The sequence below is a fragment of the Actinoplanes sp. CA-051413 genome, assembly GCF_050955795.1.
GTDB lineage: Bacteria > Actinomycetota > Actinomycetes > Mycobacteriales > Micromonosporaceae > Actinoplanes.
Map to the genome: position 1 here is coordinate 4635141 of NZ_CP192100.1, position 18237 is coordinate 4653377.

29 protein-coding genes are annotated in these 18237 nt (G+C 70.1%); 6 read left to right on the forward strand and 23 right to left on the reverse strand.

The window, feature by feature from the left end:
- Position 1 precedes the first annotated feature (1 nt).
- The 5 genes from ACQP2Y_RS21885 to ACQP2Y_RS21905 are packed head-to-tail and all read right to left on the reverse strand — an operon-like array spanning position 2 to position 1914.
- On the reverse strand, positions 2-202 hold the full coding sequence (locus ACQP2Y_RS21885) for a hypothetical protein (RefSeq protein WP_433731127.1): 201 nt from the start codon (positions 200-202) through the stop codon (positions 2-4).
- Entirely contained in the window at positions 199-570 is a 372-nt protein-coding gene (locus tag ACQP2Y_RS21890) for a hypothetical protein (RefSeq protein ID WP_433731128.1), read from the reverse strand. The genes ACQP2Y_RS21885 and ACQP2Y_RS21890 overlap by 4 nt, the downstream gene beginning before the upstream one ends.
- Positions 567-839, reverse strand: a complete 273-nt coding sequence (locus tag ACQP2Y_RS21895) for a hypothetical protein (protein ID WP_433731130.1) — start codon at positions 837-839, stop codon at positions 567-569. Before ACQP2Y_RS21895 ends, ACQP2Y_RS21890 begins: the two co-directional genes overlap by 4 nt.
- Positions 836-1066, reverse strand: coding sequence for a hypothetical protein (locus tag ACQP2Y_RS21900; RefSeq protein ID WP_433731132.1), 231 nt, complete (start codon positions 1064-1066; stop codon positions 836-838). The genes ACQP2Y_RS21895 and ACQP2Y_RS21900 overlap by 4 nt, the downstream gene beginning before the upstream one ends.
- Positions 1063-1914 carry a phage antirepressor N-terminal domain-containing protein gene (locus ACQP2Y_RS21905; RefSeq protein ID WP_433731134.1) on the reverse strand — a complete coding sequence of 284 codons (852 nt, stop codon included), beginning with the start codon at positions 1912-1914 and terminating at the stop codon, positions 1063-1065. The genes ACQP2Y_RS21900 and ACQP2Y_RS21905 overlap by 4 nt, the downstream gene beginning before the upstream one ends.
- 116 nt (positions 1915-2030) lie before the next feature.
- On the opposite strand from ACQP2Y_RS21905, the gene ACQP2Y_RS21910 reads away from it, so the two are divergent.
- Positions 2031-2312: a hypothetical protein gene (locus ACQP2Y_RS21910; RefSeq protein WP_433731136.1), complete on the forward strand. Its 282-nt coding sequence runs from the start codon at positions 2031-2033 to the stop codon at positions 2310-2312.
- Positions 2313-2316: 4 nt separating this feature from the next.
- Here the strand turns inward: ACQP2Y_RS21910 and ACQP2Y_RS21915 are convergent, their stop codons facing one another.
- From ACQP2Y_RS21915 to ACQP2Y_RS21980, 14 genes are all read right to left on the reverse strand, one after another.
- A complete protein-coding gene (locus ACQP2Y_RS21915; RefSeq protein WP_433731137.1) occupies positions 2317-2511 on the reverse strand; it encodes a hypothetical protein in 195 nt (64 codons plus the stop codon).
- On the reverse strand, positions 2508-2714 hold the full coding sequence (locus tag ACQP2Y_RS21920; protein ID WP_433731139.1) for a hypothetical protein: 207 nt from the start codon (positions 2712-2714) through the stop codon (positions 2508-2510). The genes ACQP2Y_RS21915 and ACQP2Y_RS21920 overlap by 4 nt, the downstream gene beginning before the upstream one ends.
- On the reverse strand, positions 2711-3001 hold the full coding sequence (locus ACQP2Y_RS21925) for a hypothetical protein (RefSeq protein WP_433731141.1): 291 nt from the start codon (positions 2999-3001) through the stop codon (positions 2711-2713). Before ACQP2Y_RS21925 ends, ACQP2Y_RS21920 begins: the two co-directional genes overlap by 4 nt.
- Complete coding sequence (locus ACQP2Y_RS21930; protein ID WP_433731143.1) at positions 2994-3194, reverse strand: hypothetical protein; 201 nt, start codon at positions 3192-3194, stop codon at positions 2994-2996. Before ACQP2Y_RS21930 ends, ACQP2Y_RS21925 begins: the two co-directional genes overlap by 8 nt.
- A gap of 97 nt (positions 3195-3291) precedes the next feature.
- Entirely contained in the window at positions 3292-3501 is a 210-nt protein-coding gene (locus tag ACQP2Y_RS21935; protein WP_433731145.1) for a hypothetical protein, read from the reverse strand.
- The gene (locus ACQP2Y_RS21940; RefSeq protein WP_433731147.1) at positions 3498-3704 is read right to left on the reverse strand and encodes a hypothetical protein; all 207 of its coding nucleotides are present in this window, start codon (positions 3702-3704) and stop codon (positions 3498-3500) included. The genes ACQP2Y_RS21935 and ACQP2Y_RS21940 overlap by 4 nt, the downstream gene beginning before the upstream one ends.
- Positions 3701-4522 carry a DNA adenine methylase gene (locus tag ACQP2Y_RS21945; RefSeq protein WP_433731149.1) on the reverse strand — a complete coding sequence of 274 codons (822 nt, stop codon included), beginning with the start codon at positions 4520-4522 and terminating at the stop codon, positions 3701-3703. The genes ACQP2Y_RS21940 and ACQP2Y_RS21945 overlap by 4 nt, the downstream gene beginning before the upstream one ends.
- A gap of 8 nt (positions 4523-4530) precedes the next feature.
- Positions 4531-4890 (reverse strand): hypothetical protein, encoded by a 360-nt coding sequence (locus tag ACQP2Y_RS21950; protein WP_433731151.1) that lies wholly within the window; start codon positions 4888-4890, stop codon positions 4531-4533.
- Between the two features lie 53 nt (positions 4891-4943).
- On the reverse strand, positions 4944-5198 hold the full coding sequence (locus tag ACQP2Y_RS21955) for a hypothetical protein (protein WP_433731153.1): 255 nt from the start codon (positions 5196-5198) through the stop codon (positions 4944-4946).
- A gap of 172 nt (positions 5199-5370) precedes the next feature.
- Positions 5371-5607, reverse strand: a complete 237-nt coding sequence (locus ACQP2Y_RS21960; protein WP_433731155.1) for a hypothetical protein — start codon at positions 5605-5607, stop codon at positions 5371-5373.
- Between the two features lie 80 nt (positions 5608-5687).
- On the reverse strand, positions 5688-5873 hold the full coding sequence (locus ACQP2Y_RS21965; protein ID WP_433731157.1) for a hypothetical protein: 186 nt from the start codon (positions 5871-5873) through the stop codon (positions 5688-5690).
- Positions 5870-6487, reverse strand: a complete 618-nt coding sequence (locus tag ACQP2Y_RS21970) for a hypothetical protein (protein ID WP_433731159.1) — start codon at positions 6485-6487, stop codon at positions 5870-5872. The genes ACQP2Y_RS21965 and ACQP2Y_RS21970 overlap by 4 nt, the downstream gene beginning before the upstream one ends.
- Entirely contained in the window at positions 6484-6813 is a 330-nt protein-coding gene (locus tag ACQP2Y_RS21975; protein WP_433731161.1) for a hypothetical protein, read from the reverse strand. The genes ACQP2Y_RS21970 and ACQP2Y_RS21975 overlap by 4 nt, the downstream gene beginning before the upstream one ends.
- A complete protein-coding gene (locus ACQP2Y_RS21980) occupies positions 6813-7052 on the reverse strand; it encodes a helix-turn-helix domain-containing protein (protein ID WP_433731163.1) in 240 nt (79 codons plus the stop codon). Before ACQP2Y_RS21980 ends, ACQP2Y_RS21975 begins: the two co-directional genes overlap by 1 nt.
- A 198-nt stretch (positions 7053-7250) precedes the next feature.
- Here ACQP2Y_RS21980 and ACQP2Y_RS21985 point away from each other — a divergent pair, with 198 nt between their 5' ends.
- Positions 7251-7709, forward strand: coding sequence for a hypothetical protein (locus ACQP2Y_RS21985; RefSeq protein WP_433731165.1), 459 nt, complete (start codon positions 7251-7253; stop codon positions 7707-7709).
- On the opposite strand, the gene ACQP2Y_RS21990 is transcribed toward ACQP2Y_RS21985, so the two are convergent.
- On the reverse strand, positions 7706-9022 hold the full coding sequence (locus tag ACQP2Y_RS21990; RefSeq protein WP_433731167.1) for a tyrosine-type recombinase/integrase: 1317 nt from the start codon (positions 9020-9022) through the stop codon (positions 7706-7708). The two genes, ACQP2Y_RS21985 and ACQP2Y_RS21990, sit on opposite strands and share 4 nt — an antisense overlap.
- A 95-nt stretch (positions 9023-9117) precedes the next feature.
- On the opposite strand from ACQP2Y_RS21990, the gene ACQP2Y_RS21995 reads away from it, so the two are divergent.
- Complete coding sequence (locus ACQP2Y_RS21995; protein WP_433731169.1) at positions 9118-9441, forward strand: hypothetical protein; 324 nt, start codon at positions 9118-9120, stop codon at positions 9439-9441.
- A 3-nt stretch (positions 9442-9444) separates the two neighbouring features.
- Here ACQP2Y_RS21995 and ACQP2Y_RS22000 read toward each other — a convergent pair whose 3' ends face one another.
- The 3 genes from ACQP2Y_RS22000 to ACQP2Y_RS22010 form a co-directional block, all read right to left on the reverse strand.
- Positions 9445-10884 carry a SagB/ThcOx family dehydrogenase gene (locus tag ACQP2Y_RS22000; protein WP_433731171.1) on the reverse strand — a complete coding sequence of 480 codons (1440 nt, stop codon included), beginning with the start codon at positions 10882-10884 and terminating at the stop codon, positions 9445-9447.
- A 16-nt stretch (positions 10885-10900) separates the two neighbouring features.
- Positions 10901-12538 carry a DUF6114 domain-containing protein gene (locus tag ACQP2Y_RS22005; protein WP_433731173.1) on the reverse strand — a complete coding sequence of 546 codons (1638 nt, stop codon included), beginning with the start codon at positions 12536-12538 and terminating at the stop codon, positions 10901-10903.
- Positions 12539-12621: 83 nt separating this feature from the next.
- The gene (locus tag ACQP2Y_RS22010; protein WP_433731175.1) at positions 12622-13251 is read right to left on the reverse strand and encodes a DUF6230 family protein; all 630 of its coding nucleotides are present in this window, start codon (positions 13249-13251) and stop codon (positions 12622-12624) included.
- A 443-nt stretch (positions 13252-13694) separates the two neighbouring features.
- Between ACQP2Y_RS22010 and ACQP2Y_RS22015 the strand changes: the two genes are divergently transcribed.
- From ACQP2Y_RS22015 to ACQP2Y_RS22025, 3 genes are all read left to right on the forward strand, one after another.
- On the forward strand, positions 13695-15323 hold the full coding sequence (locus ACQP2Y_RS22015) for a sensor histidine kinase (RefSeq protein WP_433731177.1): 1629 nt from the start codon (positions 13695-13697) through the stop codon (positions 15321-15323).
- A gap of 10 nt (positions 15324-15333) precedes the next feature.
- Positions 15334-17250 carry an ATP-binding protein gene (locus ACQP2Y_RS22020; protein WP_433731179.1) on the forward strand — a complete coding sequence of 639 codons (1917 nt, stop codon included), beginning with the start codon at positions 15334-15336 and terminating at the stop codon, positions 17248-17250.
- Between the two features lie 300 nt (positions 17251-17550).
- Positions 17551-18165, forward strand: a complete 615-nt coding sequence (locus tag ACQP2Y_RS22025; RefSeq protein WP_433731181.1) for a hypothetical protein — start codon at positions 17551-17553, stop codon at positions 18163-18165.
- Positions 18166-18237 lie beyond the last annotated feature (72 nt).

An 18237-nucleotide genomic window follows, 5' to 3' on the forward strand; every position in this document is an offset into this window, starting at 1 on the left:
GTCACTGGTCTGCCGTCCGCTTGGCTTCGACCTCGGCGGCGATGACGCACGACAGGCACTCCGGGCCGCCCTCAGCGCCGCAGATCAGGCACGGCCTGGCACCCCACTGGCAGTGCCGGTCGAAGATGTCGGCCAAGGTGTGGTCACCGGGGTGGGTGTCGCCGTCGTCGAGGCGGGCCAAGGCGTCAGTTGCGGCGGTCATGAGGACGCCTCCCACAGGTCGCAGTGCACGATCGGGCCCGACTTGACCTCGGCACCGTCACCGCCGCACTCATGGCACTCGCTGACGCCGAGCGTGCCGCGGTCGAACGTCTCGCCTACGCCGTTGCAGGTGCCACACGCGGGACGGCCGGTCAGGTCCACACCGGCGCCGCAGAACTCCCCGCCGACCAGGCCAACCTCTGCGTCGCCCGGGTCTTGGTCGAAGTGCTTGCAGGTTTTGCAGCCACGGGCGGCCGGGTTGTACCAGCAGCGGTTCATGTGTTCGCGGACACGGACCGGGCGGGACGCGGTGCGGGGGCAGTGCGGGCACTTGTGGCGGCGGACCAGCACCGGGATCGGGGCGGTCACGGGCGCTCACCGGCCAGGATCAGCCGTAGCCGAACAGCGGTCGCGGTCATGATGGCGGCCCACGTGTGGCCTTCGGGGAACGCTTCGCAGTCCTTGGCAAGGTCTTCGAGGGTGTCGCGGTAGCGTTCCACCTCCCGTACGAGGGTGATCATCGTCGGCCGGTAGTCTCGCCCCGCGCAGGTGCAAATCACCGAGACGCCGGCGTCGCAGGAACCGCACTGGGTCAGGAACTCCGCGCTGATGGCGTCGAGGTCCAGTGGGGCGGTCATCGAACGCCTCCATCACTGGCAGAACGGCGCTCGCGGACGACCTTCACGATCAGGGCGGCGGCTTCCTTGTCGGTTGCACCACGACTGACGAGCCACTTGCGAGCTTCCGCGCCGGGCATCGAGATGGCCTCGTCGAGTCGGATGCCGACCTCTCGCAGCTCCTGGATTGCGCGCTGATGGTGGGCGATCTGCGCCTCGATGTCGGCGAGAGTGATGTAGTCGCTCATGCCGCACCCAACTCAAGGACCATTGGGGTGGCGTACTTCTCGGCGTAGTAGGTGTCCCAGACCATCTCGAACAGCGGCAGGTGCTCCCGCCGCCACGCCCGCGTCTCCCGGATCGACCCGTTCGTCTGCTCCGTCGGGCGCAACGCCGGCACGTCGAGGCCGTTCGCCTCGCCCATCTCGACGGCCCGCCGGCCGAACCACGACTGGACCGAGTTGATTTCCCGAGCGGTCAAGCCCTTCGACTTCAGGTAGTCGGGGATGTAGAGCGGGGTCAGCTCGGCGGGCAGTTCGGGTGCTTCACCCATGACGCGGGCAACCCGCAGCTGAGCCTTGCCGGCCGCCCAGGACCGGTCGAGCAGGCCAACCTCAACACCGGTGCCGAGCATGCGGATGATCGCGGCGGTCTCTTCGGCTTGGACCGCGACCGGGGAGGAGGTCAGCTCCAGCGGTGCCGGGTGAGCAGTGCGGGGGTTGGCGGCTTCGCCGTCGACGAAGTACGACTCGATGACGTCAGCGATCTCGTTCTGGTAGGCGATGAGGACGTCGCGGACGCCATCGGCGACCTGCTTCTCGTTGATCGTCGCCATGAGCATCAGGAAGGTGCGGACGTCGACTGCGGCGTGATCCCGGCTTTGGGTGTCGCCCGGGAGCTGCATAGTCAAATTGACTACGCAGGCCCACGACTTGGCCTTGAGCTTCCGGAGCTGACTGGAGTAGTCCAGGCCGAGCATCTCGATGGCGGGCCGCAAGACGACGTGGGTCTTGTCGTCAATCTGCGCAGCTAGGACATCCCCGCCGTGGAACGGAATTGAGGCCACCTCGACGGGTGTGCCGTTTGGGAGCGTCAAGGCTTAACCTTCCTCAAAGCGATCATGAGTTTCGCAAGTAAAAACGGCTTGCGCTTACGTAAGACCGTAGCGCACCAACTCTGTAAATCGCAATGGCGTTGCGCTAGGGTGGCGCCATGACCGAGAAGGACGACACGAAAGAGGCTCTTGAGCGCCTGACGGCAGCACGGGAGACATACAAAGCCACCGAAGCTGCCCACGAACGCGCCCGAGAAGAAGCCCTCATCGCTGTCGTTGTCGCCCTCAAGGCTGGTGCCACGCCCGGCGCCGTCACCGCTGCAGGCCCGTTCACCGACGCGTACGTCCGGAAGATTGCGCGGGACAACGACATCGGCCCCGCCAAGCGCGGCATCAAGAGCAAGGGCGGGTCGACGCTGCGGGTTGAGCTACCGGAGTAGCCGCTCATCGCCGCCTCCGCAGACACAACTTGCAGTCCGGCAGCGACGCCAACAGGTCCCGCTCCACCCGCGAACCCGTCCCGTGCCACAGCGAGTACTTCCACGGGGCGAGCCCGCACACCGCAGCATCGGCCAGGGCGTCGACCAGCAGATGCCGGACAACACCGCCGGCCAGATACCGGTACTCGTAAGCGGTCACGACTCCACGTCCTGCCGCTGCAGGGGAATCGCGACGGTCACGGCCGCCGCTTCCTCAACCGCGGACAGGACGTTCGCCCGGCGCTGCGCCTGCCGGCCGTGACCGCGCCCCATCAGGTAGACGGCCGCGTACGAGGCCAGCACGATCCCGCACGCGAACAGCCATCCCAGCCACTCCCACAGGAGCTTCTGCACTGCGGTCACGGTCGCGCCCTGTGCCGTGCGACGTTGCCCTGCAACCGCCGGCCGGCCGTGTTCAAGCCGACCTCGCGGACCTCGAGGGGCGCCGGTACGGCGTCGTTCACGCCCAGCCGCACACCCAGATCCCGCTCCAGCACCTCAAGACGGAACGCCACATGCAGCAACGCGTCCCGCACGTCACGCCGGTCGTCACCGCTGGCCGTGTGGACCATCTCGGTGACCTCGTCACGGGCCTGCCGGAACAGGCCCAGCACCAGCCCGGCATCAACGGGTCGGATCTGCTCACTCACCGGGGTCACCGCGCCTCACGCGGGTTCGCTGCTGCTCCTCGGCCAGGAACGCGTCCAGGTCGGCGATGAGCCGCAACGTGGCCTGCTCGTACCGGTCCAGACCGAACCGCATCTCCGCGGGCAGGTTGATGACCTTCCGCTGGCGGTAGTGGCCGAAGCCGTTGTTCACTGGGTCGTTGCGCCGCTGCGTCATGAACGCCTCCGCAACCCGCGGACACCGTCAGCGAGGATCCGCACCGACGCGAACAACAGGACGACACCACCGACAGCCAGCAACACAGCGCCGGCCCTCACGGCAGGCGCTCCTGGCTCGGGCTGAACACGGCGTCGATGCCGGCCATCGGGTCTTCGGGTCCCCGACCCAACGCCCGGTCACGCCAGTACCTCACCGCCAGCAGGCAGATCAGCACCGCCGCGACGAGGACAGCAGCCCAAATCAGCGACACCTTGAACACCAAGTCGAACTCGCGGCCGGTCAACACCGGCAACCCCGCGGTCACTCCACACCCGCCGGGGCCGACTCGTCCGCAGCCGCCTGCCGGGCGTGCGAGATCCGCGACCAGACGATCCCGACCGCCCCCACCACCAGCAGACACACGCCGAGGACGAACGCGAACGTCAGGCTCGCCAGCAGCCAATCCAGAACCCCGAACAACTGCAACGCCGCCGCGACGTCCTCCACAGAAACACCGTCGAAAGTCACGCCGCCTCCATCTCGTCGAAGAGGGAGGGCTGCACACCCAGCGGACGGTTCGACCACAACACCTCAGTGCGGTTACCCCACTGCTTGTCGCCCTGGCCCGTACCCGTGGCCATCGTGTGGCGATCCCAGCCCGCGTACAGCTCCCGGTCGTACAGATCCGACGGATAGCCGGACAACACCACCGCAGCTCGAGCAGAGTGAAGAGCCTCCGCGAGTGCTCGATGGTCGTCCTCGGCGAGCATCTCGTGCTTGTAGCCGTCTACAGACTCGGCCCGGGTGGTACCCAGGTACGGAGGATCGACGTAGAGCAGCACCTCCGGATCGGCGCCGTACTTCGCGATCAGATCGAGAGCCGGCATCGACTCAAGCGAGACGCCCGCCAGTCGTTCAACAGCTGGCGCCATGCGGTCTACGTAGCCCGCGAGGTAGGCAGGCATGCCCACCGACGACCCGCCGGGCTTGACGAAGTGACGCCATCCGGTCTTGCGGAGCTTCCCCGAACGGCCCTGGGTGAGTCGCACGAACACCCGTCGTGCAGTCTCGAGGTCGTCCTCGGTGGGCTCGTAGGCGGCCTGGTGCTCGGCGCGGGAGTGCGGGGTGAGTGCGCACACTCGGGCGAGGTCGTCGGGTCGTTCCCGCAGGACTCGCCAGAAGGTCATCAACTCGCCGTCGAGGTCGTTGACGGTTTCGTGGGCTGCCGGCGTCTTCGCGAACAGCACGGCGAGGCTTCCGCAGTACGGCTCGACGTAGTGCTTGTGCGCCGGGAGCAGGGATGCGATGACGGGACCCAGAGTGATCTTGCCGCCGAAGTACGGCATCGGGGGCTTCACGGCTTGCCCCGCAGGGAACGAAGGCCACGCAGGACCCGCTCCAGCATCCCAACCGTCACCGCAGCAGGCGGCTCGATCGCAGGCACCGACACCGCAGCGGCCGGCACCCCCGCCGGCGGGATAGCGGGCCGCTGCGGAAGCGGCACGACCGCCTGCAGCATCACCGCCGGGATCAGCTCAGTCTTCTCATGCGCAGGCAGGTAGTCCGACACCCGCGCCTTCGCCGCGCTCTCCGCAGCAGGGCCGGGCTTGTGCGCGTGCCGGGCCCGGTACGACGTCGACGCGTCGTTTCGGTTCTTCTCCAGGCGGGCCAGGACATCGTCGGTGGGGCGTTCGATTCGGGTATCTGTATGCATGTCGGACCTTCGTTCGGGCGCAGATGTGGCAAAGGAAAAAGGGCAGGTGGTGGTCAGCGGGACCGGGCGTGCGGGGCGGCTTCCTTGGTCGGCGTGATGTGCCGCTCGACCAGCCCGGGAGGCTCCGGAACCTTGCGGTTCACCAGCGACCAGCGCCGCCTGTGGATCCCCGGGACCAGCACCGGCACCCAGCCGTGCTCCATCTCCGTCAGCCGGCGGCCCTTGTTCATGCCGCGAACAAACGACGTGCGCCGACCGAGGAAGAACCCTGCAACCAGGCAGACCAGACCCACCCAGACGGCGGTCACGACTGGGTCTGCTTCAACAGCCGGCGGCCCTCACGCTTCTGCAAACGCCACCACCCACGCCGGTCACGCTTCGCCAACGCCCTCGCCGCGACACCAATCCGGGGCAGTTCGCCCTCAGCCCACGGCGGCTCATGCTTCGCCCGGGCAGCGGCCTTCGCGCGTTCGATGAGGCTCACGCCGCGACCGCCGTCTCGTACCGGCAGCCCGGGCAGTCGGCCATGACCGCGGGGTGGGCGATGTTGTGCGCCGGCCGGAACACCCGCGTGGACCAGTACCGCGACGTCGCCGTGTCCGCCTTGGCGACCTGCTGGAACTCTTCCCACGGCCCCCATGACAGACGGGCCGGGTCGATGACAGGGGTGACACCGGGTTCCGGTGATCGATGGGTGGCGATACAGTCAGTGCTCATAAAGCCGTCACTCCCTACTCGGGTGATGGTTGGGCAGTGCGGGCTCCTGGCTGGTTGCGTCAGTCAGGAGCCGCTTTCGTTCAGACCGCGGCAAGGACCACCACAGGCGGTCGGCTGTTCTCGGGCTCCAGCACCAGGTGCTCCATCCCGCAGGACTCCGCCTCCGCGACAGCGCGACGCCAATCCGCGAACCAGTGCGGCGTCACCCTCGGCAGCTCGAACACGGCGCCGCCGGAACGGAGCTTGCGGATCACGGCGACCGTCATGCGGCACCGACCGCGGCGGCCAAGGCACTGAAGTCGTCGTCGAGGACCGCCAGCGCAACATCACCGTCAAGGCCGGCGAAGCGCAGCGACGAAAGCGCGCCCTCGAGGTCTCCGGCGTCACGGCGACTGAACGCACCGCCGATCCGCTCACGCCGCTGACTCAGGACGAAGTAGGTGTTGAAGAAGACGACCGAGCCGGGGAACGACTTGAAACGGTCGCCGCCCCACAAGGCGTCGGTGGCCTGCTGCCACCACGAAGGGCATGACGAGTGGCCCTGCGCCTTCACCCAGGCCAGCGCAGCGGCGCGGGAATCCGGGAAGTCCGGCATGCCGCGGTGGCAGATGGCGCACAGCGGCACGATGTTCTCCGCCGTGTCGGGTCCACCGCCGACGTGGTCCTGCAGGTGGGCTTTCTCGAGCCAGCTATCCATCCGCCGCCACGGGTTGTCGTCGTCGTCCGGTGTTGGCGCGAGCCAGCCGCATCGGAAGCAGAATGGCTCGTTCCAGCCGATGGATCCAGCCGGCAGGTCGGGGAGGACGCTGGTGTAGTTCTCGGCCCAGTATTGGACGAGGGCGTTGAATCGGACGTAGCTGCGGCGCGGCTTCTCGCTCATGCGGCTCTCCGGCGAGCGTTCCCGGGTCGCACGCCGGAGTTGCGGCTGGCGAGCGCGGCGATCTGATCGGCGAGAGGAACGCCGACAGTGTGCTGGTGGATCGCGTCCGCGATCTGCGACGACGTCATGCCGCGCTTGCGGCCACGCTTGGTGTGCTGCAGGCGCCCGGCGCGGCAGTCCTCCTCGAGAGTGTCGAGGGCCCAGCCGGTGCGGGCGGCGACCTCTTCGAGGGTGAAGACGCGGTCCTCGACGCTGCCGGTTCGGATGCCGGACACGACGGTGTTCAAGAGCGCGCCGACCTCTTCGAGGGTGAAGGTCTCGGCCATCACGCGGCCTGTTCGGCGCGGCGCTGCGTGGGCACGGTGTAGGTGATCTGGGTGAGGTCGACGCCGAGCGCCTGAGCGATCTTCAGCCGGGTTGCCGGCGAGCCGTCCTGCAGGCCGTTCTCGATCTTGTTGAGGAACCTGCGGTCAATGCCCACTTTGTCGGCGAGTTGGGGGCATCCGACGCCCTGGGCTTCGCGCAGTCGACGGATCTCCGCCCCGTTGGACTTCGTTCGGGTCATGTGGATGAGCGTAGGCGACAAGTGGCGATGTCGCCAGTAAGCGCCTACGGCGAATGGCGAGATCACCTGTTGGGGTTAGAGTGATCGGCTAGAGGGATCGACGTCTATGAGATCCACTGTGCGCACTGGGGAGTGATCGGCGTGTCAAACCACTCGCAAACTTGGCTGTCGCCACTTGTCGCCACCACAATGAGCGGCATGGCCGACTGGACACGACTAGGCACCTACGTCACCGCACGACGCGACGAACTCGGCTACCGCACCCGCCAACAACTCGCCGACGCCAGCAACATCAGCACCCGCATCCTCGGCGACATCGAAACCGGCCGCCGCGACGGACGCTTCGACCGCACCACCATCGCCCGTCTCGAACGCACCCTCAAATGGGCCACCGGCAGCGCCCAGCAGATCGCCGACGGCGGCGAACCCACACTCCTGGCCGGCCCAGACCTGACCACGGACCGAACCAGCGCCAACCGCAGCGACACCCTCAGCGCCCTCGTCACCAAAATCATGCGCGATGACCGGATCACCGAAGCTCAGAAAACCCGCATCGTGCAGATCCTCATCAAGACCGCCGAAGACGAACGGCGACGCGCGGAGCAACGCCTCAACGAGCGCGCCGACGAACTCATTGAGCTCCTCAGCGAGGACTAACCCGCCAGCTTGAGCAACGGCGCTTCGGTCAGGAAACGCTCCAGTGCGTCGAGCTCCTCACGCCGGCCGTTGTCCAGCACATGCGCATAGATCCGCATGGTGATCTGGTAGCTGGAATGCCCGAGCCGCAGCTGCACCTTCTTCGGCGACATCCCCGACTCCAGCAACGCACTCGCATGCGTATGCCGAAGATCATGAATGCGTGGTCTGCGTCGCAGCACCCCCTCACAGCCGCAGAACGACACCTCGTCCGGCCGCAAGCCCCGCACGACACCGTGCGCCGGCTTCACCGGGGCTGGCGGCATATGGTCCGGGCAGCGCATCGCCGCGGCGACCGCCCGGTGCCAGTGCGACTCCCGCAATGAACCCACATGCCACGCCACGCCTCGCGCCGTACGGAACACCCGCTGACCCGGCCGGTGACCTCTCACCAGCCGCGCCAGAATCGCTGCGGCCTCCCCGGCCACCGTGATGTCACGGCTGCTGAGTTTCGTCTTCGGCGACCCGATCGTGCCGTCGTGCTTCACCGTCCGGCGCACCTGAACCACGGCGCCGCCCGTGCGGGGAAACAGCACGTCCTTGCACTCCAACGCCACGAGCTCACCCACACGCGCCCCCGTGCGCAACGCCACGAACACCACATCGCGCAGCTCGGGCGAACACTGCGCCAGGATCGCGTCGGCCTCCCACGGCTCCAGGAACATGCCGTCGAAGTCGCTCTCCGGCGGCAGACCCACATAGTTCTTGCGTTCCCCGGGCAGCGCCAACGCCGGGTTGACGGGCAACCACAACGGCACCGCCGTGGCCAGGCACGCCGACAGCGTCTCGTAGTAGTTCCGCACGGTGCTACCCGCCAGCGGTGGCGCCTCCCGCCGGTTCTTCTTGCCGTAGGTCGCTGGGCGTTTCTTCAGCCACGACACCCAGGCCCGTAGCTGGTCCCGGTCGATGTCGGTGAGCCGCAGGTGACCGAGGAACGGCAGGGCGTGCGCTACCAGGGTCCGCTCATTGCACAGCAACGTGTGCTCGAGTACGTCGCCGGCCTCGAGGCGCATCCGGCGCCACTCCGGCAGCCACTGCTTCAGCGTCGGGACTCGGCTGGGTGTTTCCTCGCCCTTGTTCTGCAGCGCGGCGTACACCTCATCACGGGTGATGCAGTGGTTCTTCGCCTCGGCGAGGGCCTTTGCTGCGAGGATGAGGTTCATGCGGGCCTTGGGGTCGCCGCCACTGAATGTGACTGACTGCTTGGGTCCGCTGCCGCCTAACAGCCAGGTCGTACGGACGGCGTTGCCACGTACTTCCGGGGTCGATGCCATGCCCCGGAACAGTAGTGGCCGACTCTTCCCCAAGGGGAAGTTCCACCCCATCGGGGAACCCCTGAACCCTCCTGAACCCGCCCGGCATAGATGCGTTGACCTGCGCGGCATCAAAAGCACACAGGTCAGGGCATAGAGACGGCGTTACGTGGGTCAAGGACTGGCTGCGCCGCGAGGGTGCGACCGCCGGGGCGCTGCCACCCACCCTGGCGCTGCGCCGCGAGGCCCAGGATCTGCGCGACAGCGTCGACCGGCGCACCTCGGAGGCCGACGTCCGCGCCTACGTCGCCGGGCTCAATGAGCAGCTGCGCAAGGCGCGGGCCGGCCTGCTCGACGGTCCGCCGGTGCTGCTGCCGCCGATCGACGCCGACAAGGCGGTCCAGGGCTGGCGCGAGCGCCGCGCCCGCAAGGCCTCCTGAACCTCAGGGGCGGCCCAGGCGGGGCATGACCGGCCGAACCGCCACCGGTGCGCCGGGTGCGCCGCCGGCCCGCGAGGCGTACTGCGGCACGCCGACGCAGGTGAAGATCAGGGTGGCCAGGTCGGTGCTCTCGCCGAGCAGGGCCGGGAGCTCCGAGTCGAGGAAGGTCATGCCGCTGGCGCCGGCCCCGAGCGCGTACGCCGCCAGGTGCAACCGCCCCTCGACCAGTCCGGCCTCCAGCTGCGCCTCGCGGTAGCCCCGATCGTCCAGGCCGGACAGTGCGGTGGCGGCGATCGCCACGTACGCCGCGTCGCCGGCCAGCCCCTGGTCCAGGGCGATGCGCAGCAGTTCGTCGCGCAGATCGCCTGCGTGCAGCGGCCGGGTGAGGTCCGGCCAGCGGTAGAGGCCCGGTGCCACGTCGTCGACGCCGTGCACGGCCACCCAGTGCGGCACCCGTACCCCGCGCAGCGCCGCCGCCATGGGCCATTCCAGCGCCGTCCGGGGCAAGGTGCGGGAGCGGTCCATCCGGCGCTGGGAGCCGCGCCGGCGGATCACCTCGTCGAGCGAATCCGACGGTGGCGGCCCGGGCAGCTCGGACCCGCGCGGCCAGGGCTTGCCGAGCTCGTCCCGGTCCCCGGCGCGCTGGGCCGCGGTGCACAACGGCAGCTCGACCTTGGGAAGCTCGCCCGGCACCGTCGGTCCGCCCGGCCCGATGGCCGGCTCGCCGTCGCCGAAGGTGAGCAGAGCCAGCGGATATTCATGCACGCCGTCCGCGCCGACCAGGGTGCTGACCGTGGTGTCCGGGAACAGCGAGCGCAGCCGGGGCGCCAGACCGGCGCTGTCGGCGGCGGCGGAGAGCTGGGCGAGCACGGTGCCGGCGTCCCAGTAGAGGTGGCGCCACCCGCGTTCGGCGTAGCGCCAGCCGGTGCGCCACGGGACGCCCGTGATGATCAGCGTGGTGGCGGTGCCGGTGGCGGCCGGGCCGACTGTGACGAGGGCGTGCTGCTCCGGGTCGTACCAGTGCACGCCGTCCGGGATGCCCGCGACGCCGCGCGTGCTCGCATAGAGCTCCAGCGGGAAGCGGGCGCCGGCCGAGCCGGCGGCGCGGAACAGGATCCGGCGCCCGGCCCGTTCAGCCGTGCGCACGACGCCGGCGCCGAGGAAGAGCACCCGGCCCAGCTGGCCGGCATCCAGCGGCCGGGCCGGAGCCGGTACGCCGGCCAGTACGGCCGTCGCGCTCACACCCGGATCGTCGAGCTCCCGCGGCAGCGCGATGCGGTCCGAGGTGCCCGGAAAGGCCTTGACCGGCGGCGGCAGCGTCGCCGGGTCGTTGGGAACGAGATCGTGGCGTACGCGGGGATCGTCGACGGGCACGTCCCATTCGCGGCCCGGCTCGTAGGAGGTCAGCCGGTGCAGCAGCCCGGCCCCGCTGTCGAGGTTCACGGGGCCATCCTGCCGGTTACCTCTTCTCGCTCACCTTCAGGGGCTCGCCCGTCAGAGTGTCGCACCGCACGAACGCCAGGTTGATCTGCACGTCGGTGAACCACAGCACCGGCAGCATCAGCGGTGGCGGCGACTCGGGGGTGAACGTCACCGGGATGATGCCGAACAGCTTGCCCTTGAACGACGGGGTGTAGAAGCGCACGTTGCCGTCGGTGGTGAGCTTGTTGCTCTCGATCAGCGTGGTGTGGTCGCCGACCTCCGGGATGGTCAGCTTGAACGGCTCGTTCACCGCCTTGCTCATGCTGAACTTCAGCGCGGCCAGCTTGCCCTTGGCCGTGTCCAGCTGCACCACGCCGTCGTAGGTGGAGTTGTACATGGTCAGCGAGGCGGTCTCCAGGGTGCCGCCCTTGGTGGAGACCATCGGGACGTCGTCCGGGCCGGCCACCTTGAAGACGCGCGGTCCCAGGCACGGGATGTCGCTGGAGCTCGGCGTCGGCGACGCCGAGCTCGGCGAGGTGCTCGGGGTCCCGGACCCGTCGGGCTGGCCGGACGGGCCGGGGTCGGGCGAGGACGGCTCGCCCGACGGGGTCGCGGTGCCGGTCGGATCCGGGGTGGCCGGCGGTTCGGTGGTCGTGCTCGGCTCCGGCTCGGGTTCGGCCTGCTCGTTGTCGCCGATGCCGAGCAGGTCCCCGACGCCGTCCACGAGCCCGTTCCAGCCGTCGACGATCGGGTTGCCGGTCCCGTCGCCGTCACCCTCCTCGCCGGCCTCGGCATCACCGGAGGCGGAAGGGCTGGCCGACGCGGAGGGCTTGGCCGTCGGCGTCTTCTTCGCGGCCGTACGGCTCGGCGAGGGCTTGGCCGACGACTGGCGCGCCGCCTCCTTCTTGGCCGCGGCGGCCGGGCGCGACGGCAGGCCCTCGGGGCACTCGGGCTCGGCGCGGGCCGGAGTGTTGCTGCCCGCGATCAGCAGAGCGGCAGTCATCGCCAGCGGGACCAGCGTGATCACGAAGGTCTTGCGGTGCACGCCGTTGGACGGCCGGGGCGGCTCGGCCTGCGAGGGCTCGCCACCGGGGTAGCCGGGCTCAGCGGGGAACTGCTGGGTGGGCTCCGCCGGGCGCAGGGGAGCGGGTGCGCTCCGGTGGTCGTCCGGACCGCCGGTGAACCCCGGCACGATCATGGTGGCCGCGGGGTCGTGCTGATGCTGGTCCTGCTCCTGCGGCGCCGGGTCCTCGTCGGTGTCGTGCGCCGCCGGGTCCTCGTCGGACGCGGCCGGGGCGGGTGCCTGCGGCTTGGGCCGGGTGGGCGCCCAGGCGAGCACGAGCGCGCCGCCGAAGATGCCGAGCAGCATGCCGAGCCCGAAGCCGCCGAGGTTCAGCCCGACCAGCGAGTACACCGCGGTGAGCAGGCCGAGCACGCCGTAGAACAGGCGCTGTCCCGGGGTCACCCAGCTCAGCACGCCGGCCAGCACGAGCAGCAGCGGGAGCAGGTAGGACAGGAAACCCTCCGGGCCCATGTGGACCTCGAGATCGCCGAGGGTCAGGTTGGCGCTGAGGAACAGCTCCAGCCCGGCGATCAGGAGCAGCAGGCCGCCCCAGAAAGGCCTGCTTCGCCGCCAGCGGCGGAAACCGCCGTCCGACGCGTTGGTTGTTGCCACGTACTCCTCCAGAAAATCGTGCTGGGCCCCCCGGCATGGTGGAGGCCCGCGGCCGGTGATCTCCGCGGGCCTCGGGAACTACCTCAGAAGCATTCCGGTGGGTTGCCGTCCTTACCCGGGAAGTTGATCTTCAGGTTGAGCCCGGTCAGCGTGAACGTGCCGGCCGTGGTGGAGACCGCGGTCTGCTTCAGGTCGGTGATCACGACGCGGGAGGCCTCCTGGCCGAAGGAGCCCAGCGGGCCCTTGGCCTCAGGGCCGCCCTGACCCAGCGTCGACGCGTCCTGGCCGATGTTGATGTCGGTGAACTCCGCGTTGCCGTTGAGCTCGGACATGCCGATCAGCAGGTTCGTCGCCTTCGCCGGGTTGTTGGCCTCACGACCGGCCCGGATGGTGAGGCTGATCGGCGAGCCCGGCGCCCGTACCGACTGGCACAGGTTGTAGAGCTTCGCCGAAGCGATGCCCGACATGGCCACCGGGACCGCCTGGCCCTTGGCAGTCTCCTGCTGGGCGCCGTACTGCGCGAAGCCGACGCCGTCGAGCTTGTCGGCCGAGATCTTGAACGGCTGGCCGGAGATGGCGAACGAGGCGGCGAACGCCCCGTTGGCCAGGCCGAAGACCAAGGCACCGGCGGCCGCGGTGGGGACCGCCACCGCTACGGCGAAACGGCGCCAGTTGGTGCGACCGTAGGCCGGATCGCCTTGCGCATCCTTCACGGATCCTCCTTGTGGGAACTACAACGGCTGCGACCGCACCGCCATGCGGCTCGCATCGCGGGCGACTCTAGGTCAACCATTGCTATGCAGGCCCGTCGATGCGGCCGTCTTAACGTGCGGGAAATGTTGCCTCTACCTGCGGATCAGGACAAGAGCCCTGGCTACCGGCCAGTAACAGGACTGCAACAAGATCGATTACTGTGGGTCACTGCAATCGGGGTACGCCTCCGTGAGATGCGTCGCTAATGGACACATCGGTCGGCCGACGGGCCTGTGATCGTCACCACACGTACGCAGGAGCCTCAAGTTACGGATCGGTAACAACTTTCAGGAAGCTCTCAGGTCTGTGCACTCAGCGTGCGCGCAACACCGGTTCAAGTCGCGGCAATACCTGCCGAACTAGGTCACGAGGGCTGATGCCACCGTGCGGAGAGGAACGGGCGTTGAGTCGAGACGAGCAGCAGCGCCTGGCCGCGTTGCACGAGTACCGCGTGCTCGACGCGCCCGCCGACGACGAACTGGAGGCGGTCGTCCGGGTTGCCGCGATGGTCGCCGGGGTGCCCACCGCGACCCTGAACCTGATCGACGAGCACCGCCAGTGCCAGCTCACCACCGCGGGTTTCACCGGCGGTGACTCCGCGCGCGCCGACTCGATGTGCGCCCTGCGGTTCCAGGCCGGGCAGTTCGTGCACGTCCGGGACGCCCGCACCGACCCCACCTACCGCGACAACCCGTGGGTCACCGGGGTCCTCGCCGACGTGCGGTTCTACGCCTCGGCGCCGCTGGTCACACCGCAGGGACACGCGCTGGGCACCCTGTGTGTCTTCGACTCGGTGCCCCGGGAGCTGACCGGCGAGCAGATCGAGCGCCTGGAGGACCTGGCCGGGGTGATCCTCGCGCTGTTCGAGCGGCGCCGGCAGGCCCGCGTCATGGCCGAGCTGGCCGCCGAGGCCGAGGCCCGCCAGCAGTTCACCGACACCGTGCTGGACACCATCGACGTCGCGGTGGTCGCCGCCGACCGGTCCGGGCACCTCACCGTCTTCAACCGGGCCGCGCGTGACTGGCACGGCCTCGACGCCGACCCCTCGATCGAGCCGGCCGACTTCGCCGAGCACTACCGGCTGTTCCGCGCCGACGGGGTCACTCCACTGCCCAGCGAGGAGATCCCCCTGCTGCAGGTCCTGCACGGCGGCGCGGTCAGCGACGCCGAGCTGGTCATCCGCCCCGACGACCGGCCGGCGCGGCACGTCGTCGTGGGCGGCCGCGCCCTCACCGCCGCCGACGGCACGCCGCTCGGGGCGGTCGTGGCGATGACCGACGTCACCGCGGACCGGGCCCAGCAGCAGGCCCTGCGGGACGCCCATGCCGAGCTGCTGCGCTCCAACACCGAACTCGAACAGTTCGCCGCGGTGGTGAGCCATGACCTCGCGGCGCCGCTGGCGGTCGTCAACGGCTACCTGGAACTGCTCGGCGACCATTACGCCACGGAGATCGACGCCCAGGGCCAGAAGTGGATCGGGGCCACCGTGCGGGCGGTCGGCCGGATGCAGGCGCTCATCGAGTCGCTGCTGATGTACGCCCGGGCCGGCAGCGGCCCCTGCCGGCGCGCGGACGCCGACCTCGGTGAGCTGGTCGACCAGGCCCTGACGGACCTGCGGGAGACCATCCGCGGCGGCGGTGCCACCGTCCGGGTCACGCCCCCGCGGATCACCCTGCCCTGCGACCCCACCCTGGTGCGCCAGCTGCTGCAGAACCTCCTCGGCAACGCGGTCAAGTACCGCGATCCGGCCCGGGACTGCCAGGTCGAGGTGTGCGCCCGGCGGGAGGAGGACGAGTACGTCGTCACGGTCCGCGACAACGGCATCGGCATCCCCGCCGACCAGCTCCGCCGGGTCTTCGAGATGTTCGCGCGCGCCGAGGCGGGCAGCACCGCCGGGCACGGTGTCGGGCTCTCCACCTGCGAGCGGATTGTCACCCGCCACGGCGGCCGGATCTGGGCCGACGCCGCACCCGGCGGCGGCACCGCGATCTCCTTCACGCTGCCGGTCTCCCGCACCCCCGCGGACGCCTGAGGTGGCCTCGGTGCGGGCCCGCGTCGACGCGGGCGTCCTCGCGGTCCTGGTGCTGTTCATCGGCGTCGTGGTGACCCAGTTCGTGGTCAGCGACAACCTGCAGAGCCGGCACGAACGGCGGGTGGCCCGGGTCGAGGCCGCCCGCGACGCCAACACCGCGGTGCTGCAGCACATGACGGACGCCGAGACCGGCGTACGGGGCTTCCAGCTCACCGGCGACAAGAGCTTCCTGCAGCCGTACGACCAGGGACGGATCGGCGCGTTCACCTCGTTCGACGAGATCGCCGGCCGGACCACCGACCCGACTGTGCTGCGGCTGCTCACCGCCGAGCGGGCCGCCGCGTCCCGCTGGCTGTACGCGTTCGCGTACCCGGTCGTCAACGCCGGGGTGGCCGATCCCGGCTACTCGCAGACCGGCCGGGGCAAGGAGCTGTTCGACGACGTCCGTACCGCCAACGCGGCCGTGGCCGAGGCGCTGCAGGCCGACATGCGCCGGGTCAACGCGGCGGACCGGCGCGCCGCGCGGCTGGCCCAGATGCTGTTCGCACTGCTGGCCATCGGCTTCCTGGCCGTCACCGTGGCCCTCGCCGCGGTCGCGCGCCGGCTGCTGCTGGCCCCGCTGGAGCACATGCGGATGACACTGCAGCGGCTGTCCGCCGGGGAGCTGTCCGCCCGGGCGGTGCCGGCCGGACCGGCGGAGATGCGCGCCGTCATCGGCACGCTGAACCGGCTCGCGGCCGAGACCCAGCGGCTGCTCGCCGAGGACGACGCCCGGGTCGCCAGCACCGAACTGCGCCAGGCGGTGGCGCTCGCCCTGCGGGAGACCTGTGAGCCCGCCGCGACCGCCTGCCGGGTCGCCGAGCTCGTCGGCCGCGCGCTCGGCGCCGACGCGGTCCACAGCCGGATCCCCGTCGGCGGCACCGACGAGGTCGACGTGCGCTGGCCCGACAACGCGCCGCCGCTGCCGGAGTGGACCGTGCGGGAGGTCCTGGCCGGGGAGGCCGGCACTGTGCGGGTGGTGCCGGACGTCGCGGGCGGCGTGGCCGTGCCCATCGGCGGCGACGCCGACTGCCCGCCCGGCTTCATCCACGTCGTACGCCCCGACCAGCCGGACTGGACCGCCGACGAGCGGCGCCTGCTCGCCGCGGTGGCGCGCGAGGTCGACCACACCGTGCGCCAGCAGCGCCTGCAACGCCGCCAGGCCCGGCTGATCACCGAGCTGCGGGTGCTCGACGAACGTAAGGACGCCTTCGTCGCCACCGTCACCCACGAGCTGCGTACCCCGCTGACCAGCATCCTGGGCTACACCGAGATGCTCGCCGACGGCGACGGCGGGGACCTGTCCCCGCTGCAGCAGCGTGGTGTCACCGCGATCCTGCGCAACGCCCACCGGCTGCAGGAGACGGTCGCCGACCTGCTGCTGCTGGACCGGGCCAACAACACGGTCGGCGCGACCACGGCCCGGGTGGACCTGGCCGAGGTGATGACGGCGCTGCGGACCGAGTTCGAGCCGTTGGCCCGCGGCCGCGATCTCAGCGTGACCGGGGAGGCGGAACAGGTCTTCGTCGACGGGGACGCCCGGCAGCTCGAGCGGGCGCTGCGCAACCTGCTGGACAACGCGGTGAAGTTCACCGGGCCCGGCGGTGCGGTCGCCTACCGGCTACGGGCCGTGGACGGCGCGGCGGTGCTGACCGTGACCGACACCGGGATCGGCATCCCCGAGGGCGACCTGGCCGGCCTGTTCACCCCGTTCCACCGGGCCGCCAACGCGATGGACCAGGCAGTGCAGGGCTCCGGCCTGGGCCTGGCCATCGTGCGCAACATCGTCGCCGAGCACGGCGGCTCGGTCACCGCCGAGTCCCGGCTGGGCCAGGGCAGCACCTTCACCGTCAAGCTCCCGGCCGCCGAAGCGCCGCACCCGGCCTGAGCCGTCATCGGGGCCGGCCGAACGCCGCCCAGAGCTGACCACCGACGATCAGCACCAGAGCCACCAGCCAGAACACCACGAAGACCGGGTCGCTGCCGCCGAACGTGACCACGCCGAAGACCGCCAGGCCCAGGCCCAGGCCCCAGCGTCATGGCTGCCCGTTACCCGACTCCCGGCTCGGACACGCCTGCCGCGGCAGCGCCCGCCGGGCACGGCAACCCGCCCGCAACCGGGCCGGGCACCCGTTCGCACCCCGGCGGGCCGACGCTGATCTCACCCCCGAAACAAGGAGATCTCCCGATGCGTCTGCGTCGTACTGCTGTCGCCGCCCTGCTGGCCGCCGGGATCGTCGTTCCCGCCGTCGGTACGGCCGCCACCGCCTTCGCCCAGCCGGGCGGTAAGCCGGTCTCCGCGCAGAAGGCGAACCCGAAGCCGAGCAAGACCAAGAAGCCCGTCCGGACGCCGTTCGCCGCGTCCGGCAAGGTCACCGCCGTCGACGCCGCCGCGGGCACTGTGACGCTGCTGGCCAGCGGCGGCACCAAGGACATCCGCAAGAAGACCGTGACCGTCACCGTCCCGGGCAGCCTGCGCGTGGTCGTCAACGGCAAGCGCACCGCCCTCAAGACGGTCGCGGTGGGGGCCAGGATCACCGTCAACGGCACCCGGGTCGGCGGCGCCTACACCGCCACCAAGGTCTCGGTGACGCAGAAGAGGAGTGCGGTGGTCAAGCCGACCCCCACGCCCACCGTGTCGCCCACGCCGCAGCCGACCCCGCCGGCCGAGGACAACCCGGCCGAGGACACCCCGACTGACGACACCCCCTCGGCGGAGCCCACGCCGACCACCAGCCCGGAGCCGGACGAGGACCCCACCGAGGACCCCGAGGACGAAATCTCCGACGACTTGTCCGCCTAACGCCGCGAAACGCCCCGTTCCGCACCCCGGAGCGGGGCGTTTCCGTCGAGCGTTGATACTCCCCGTGAGACC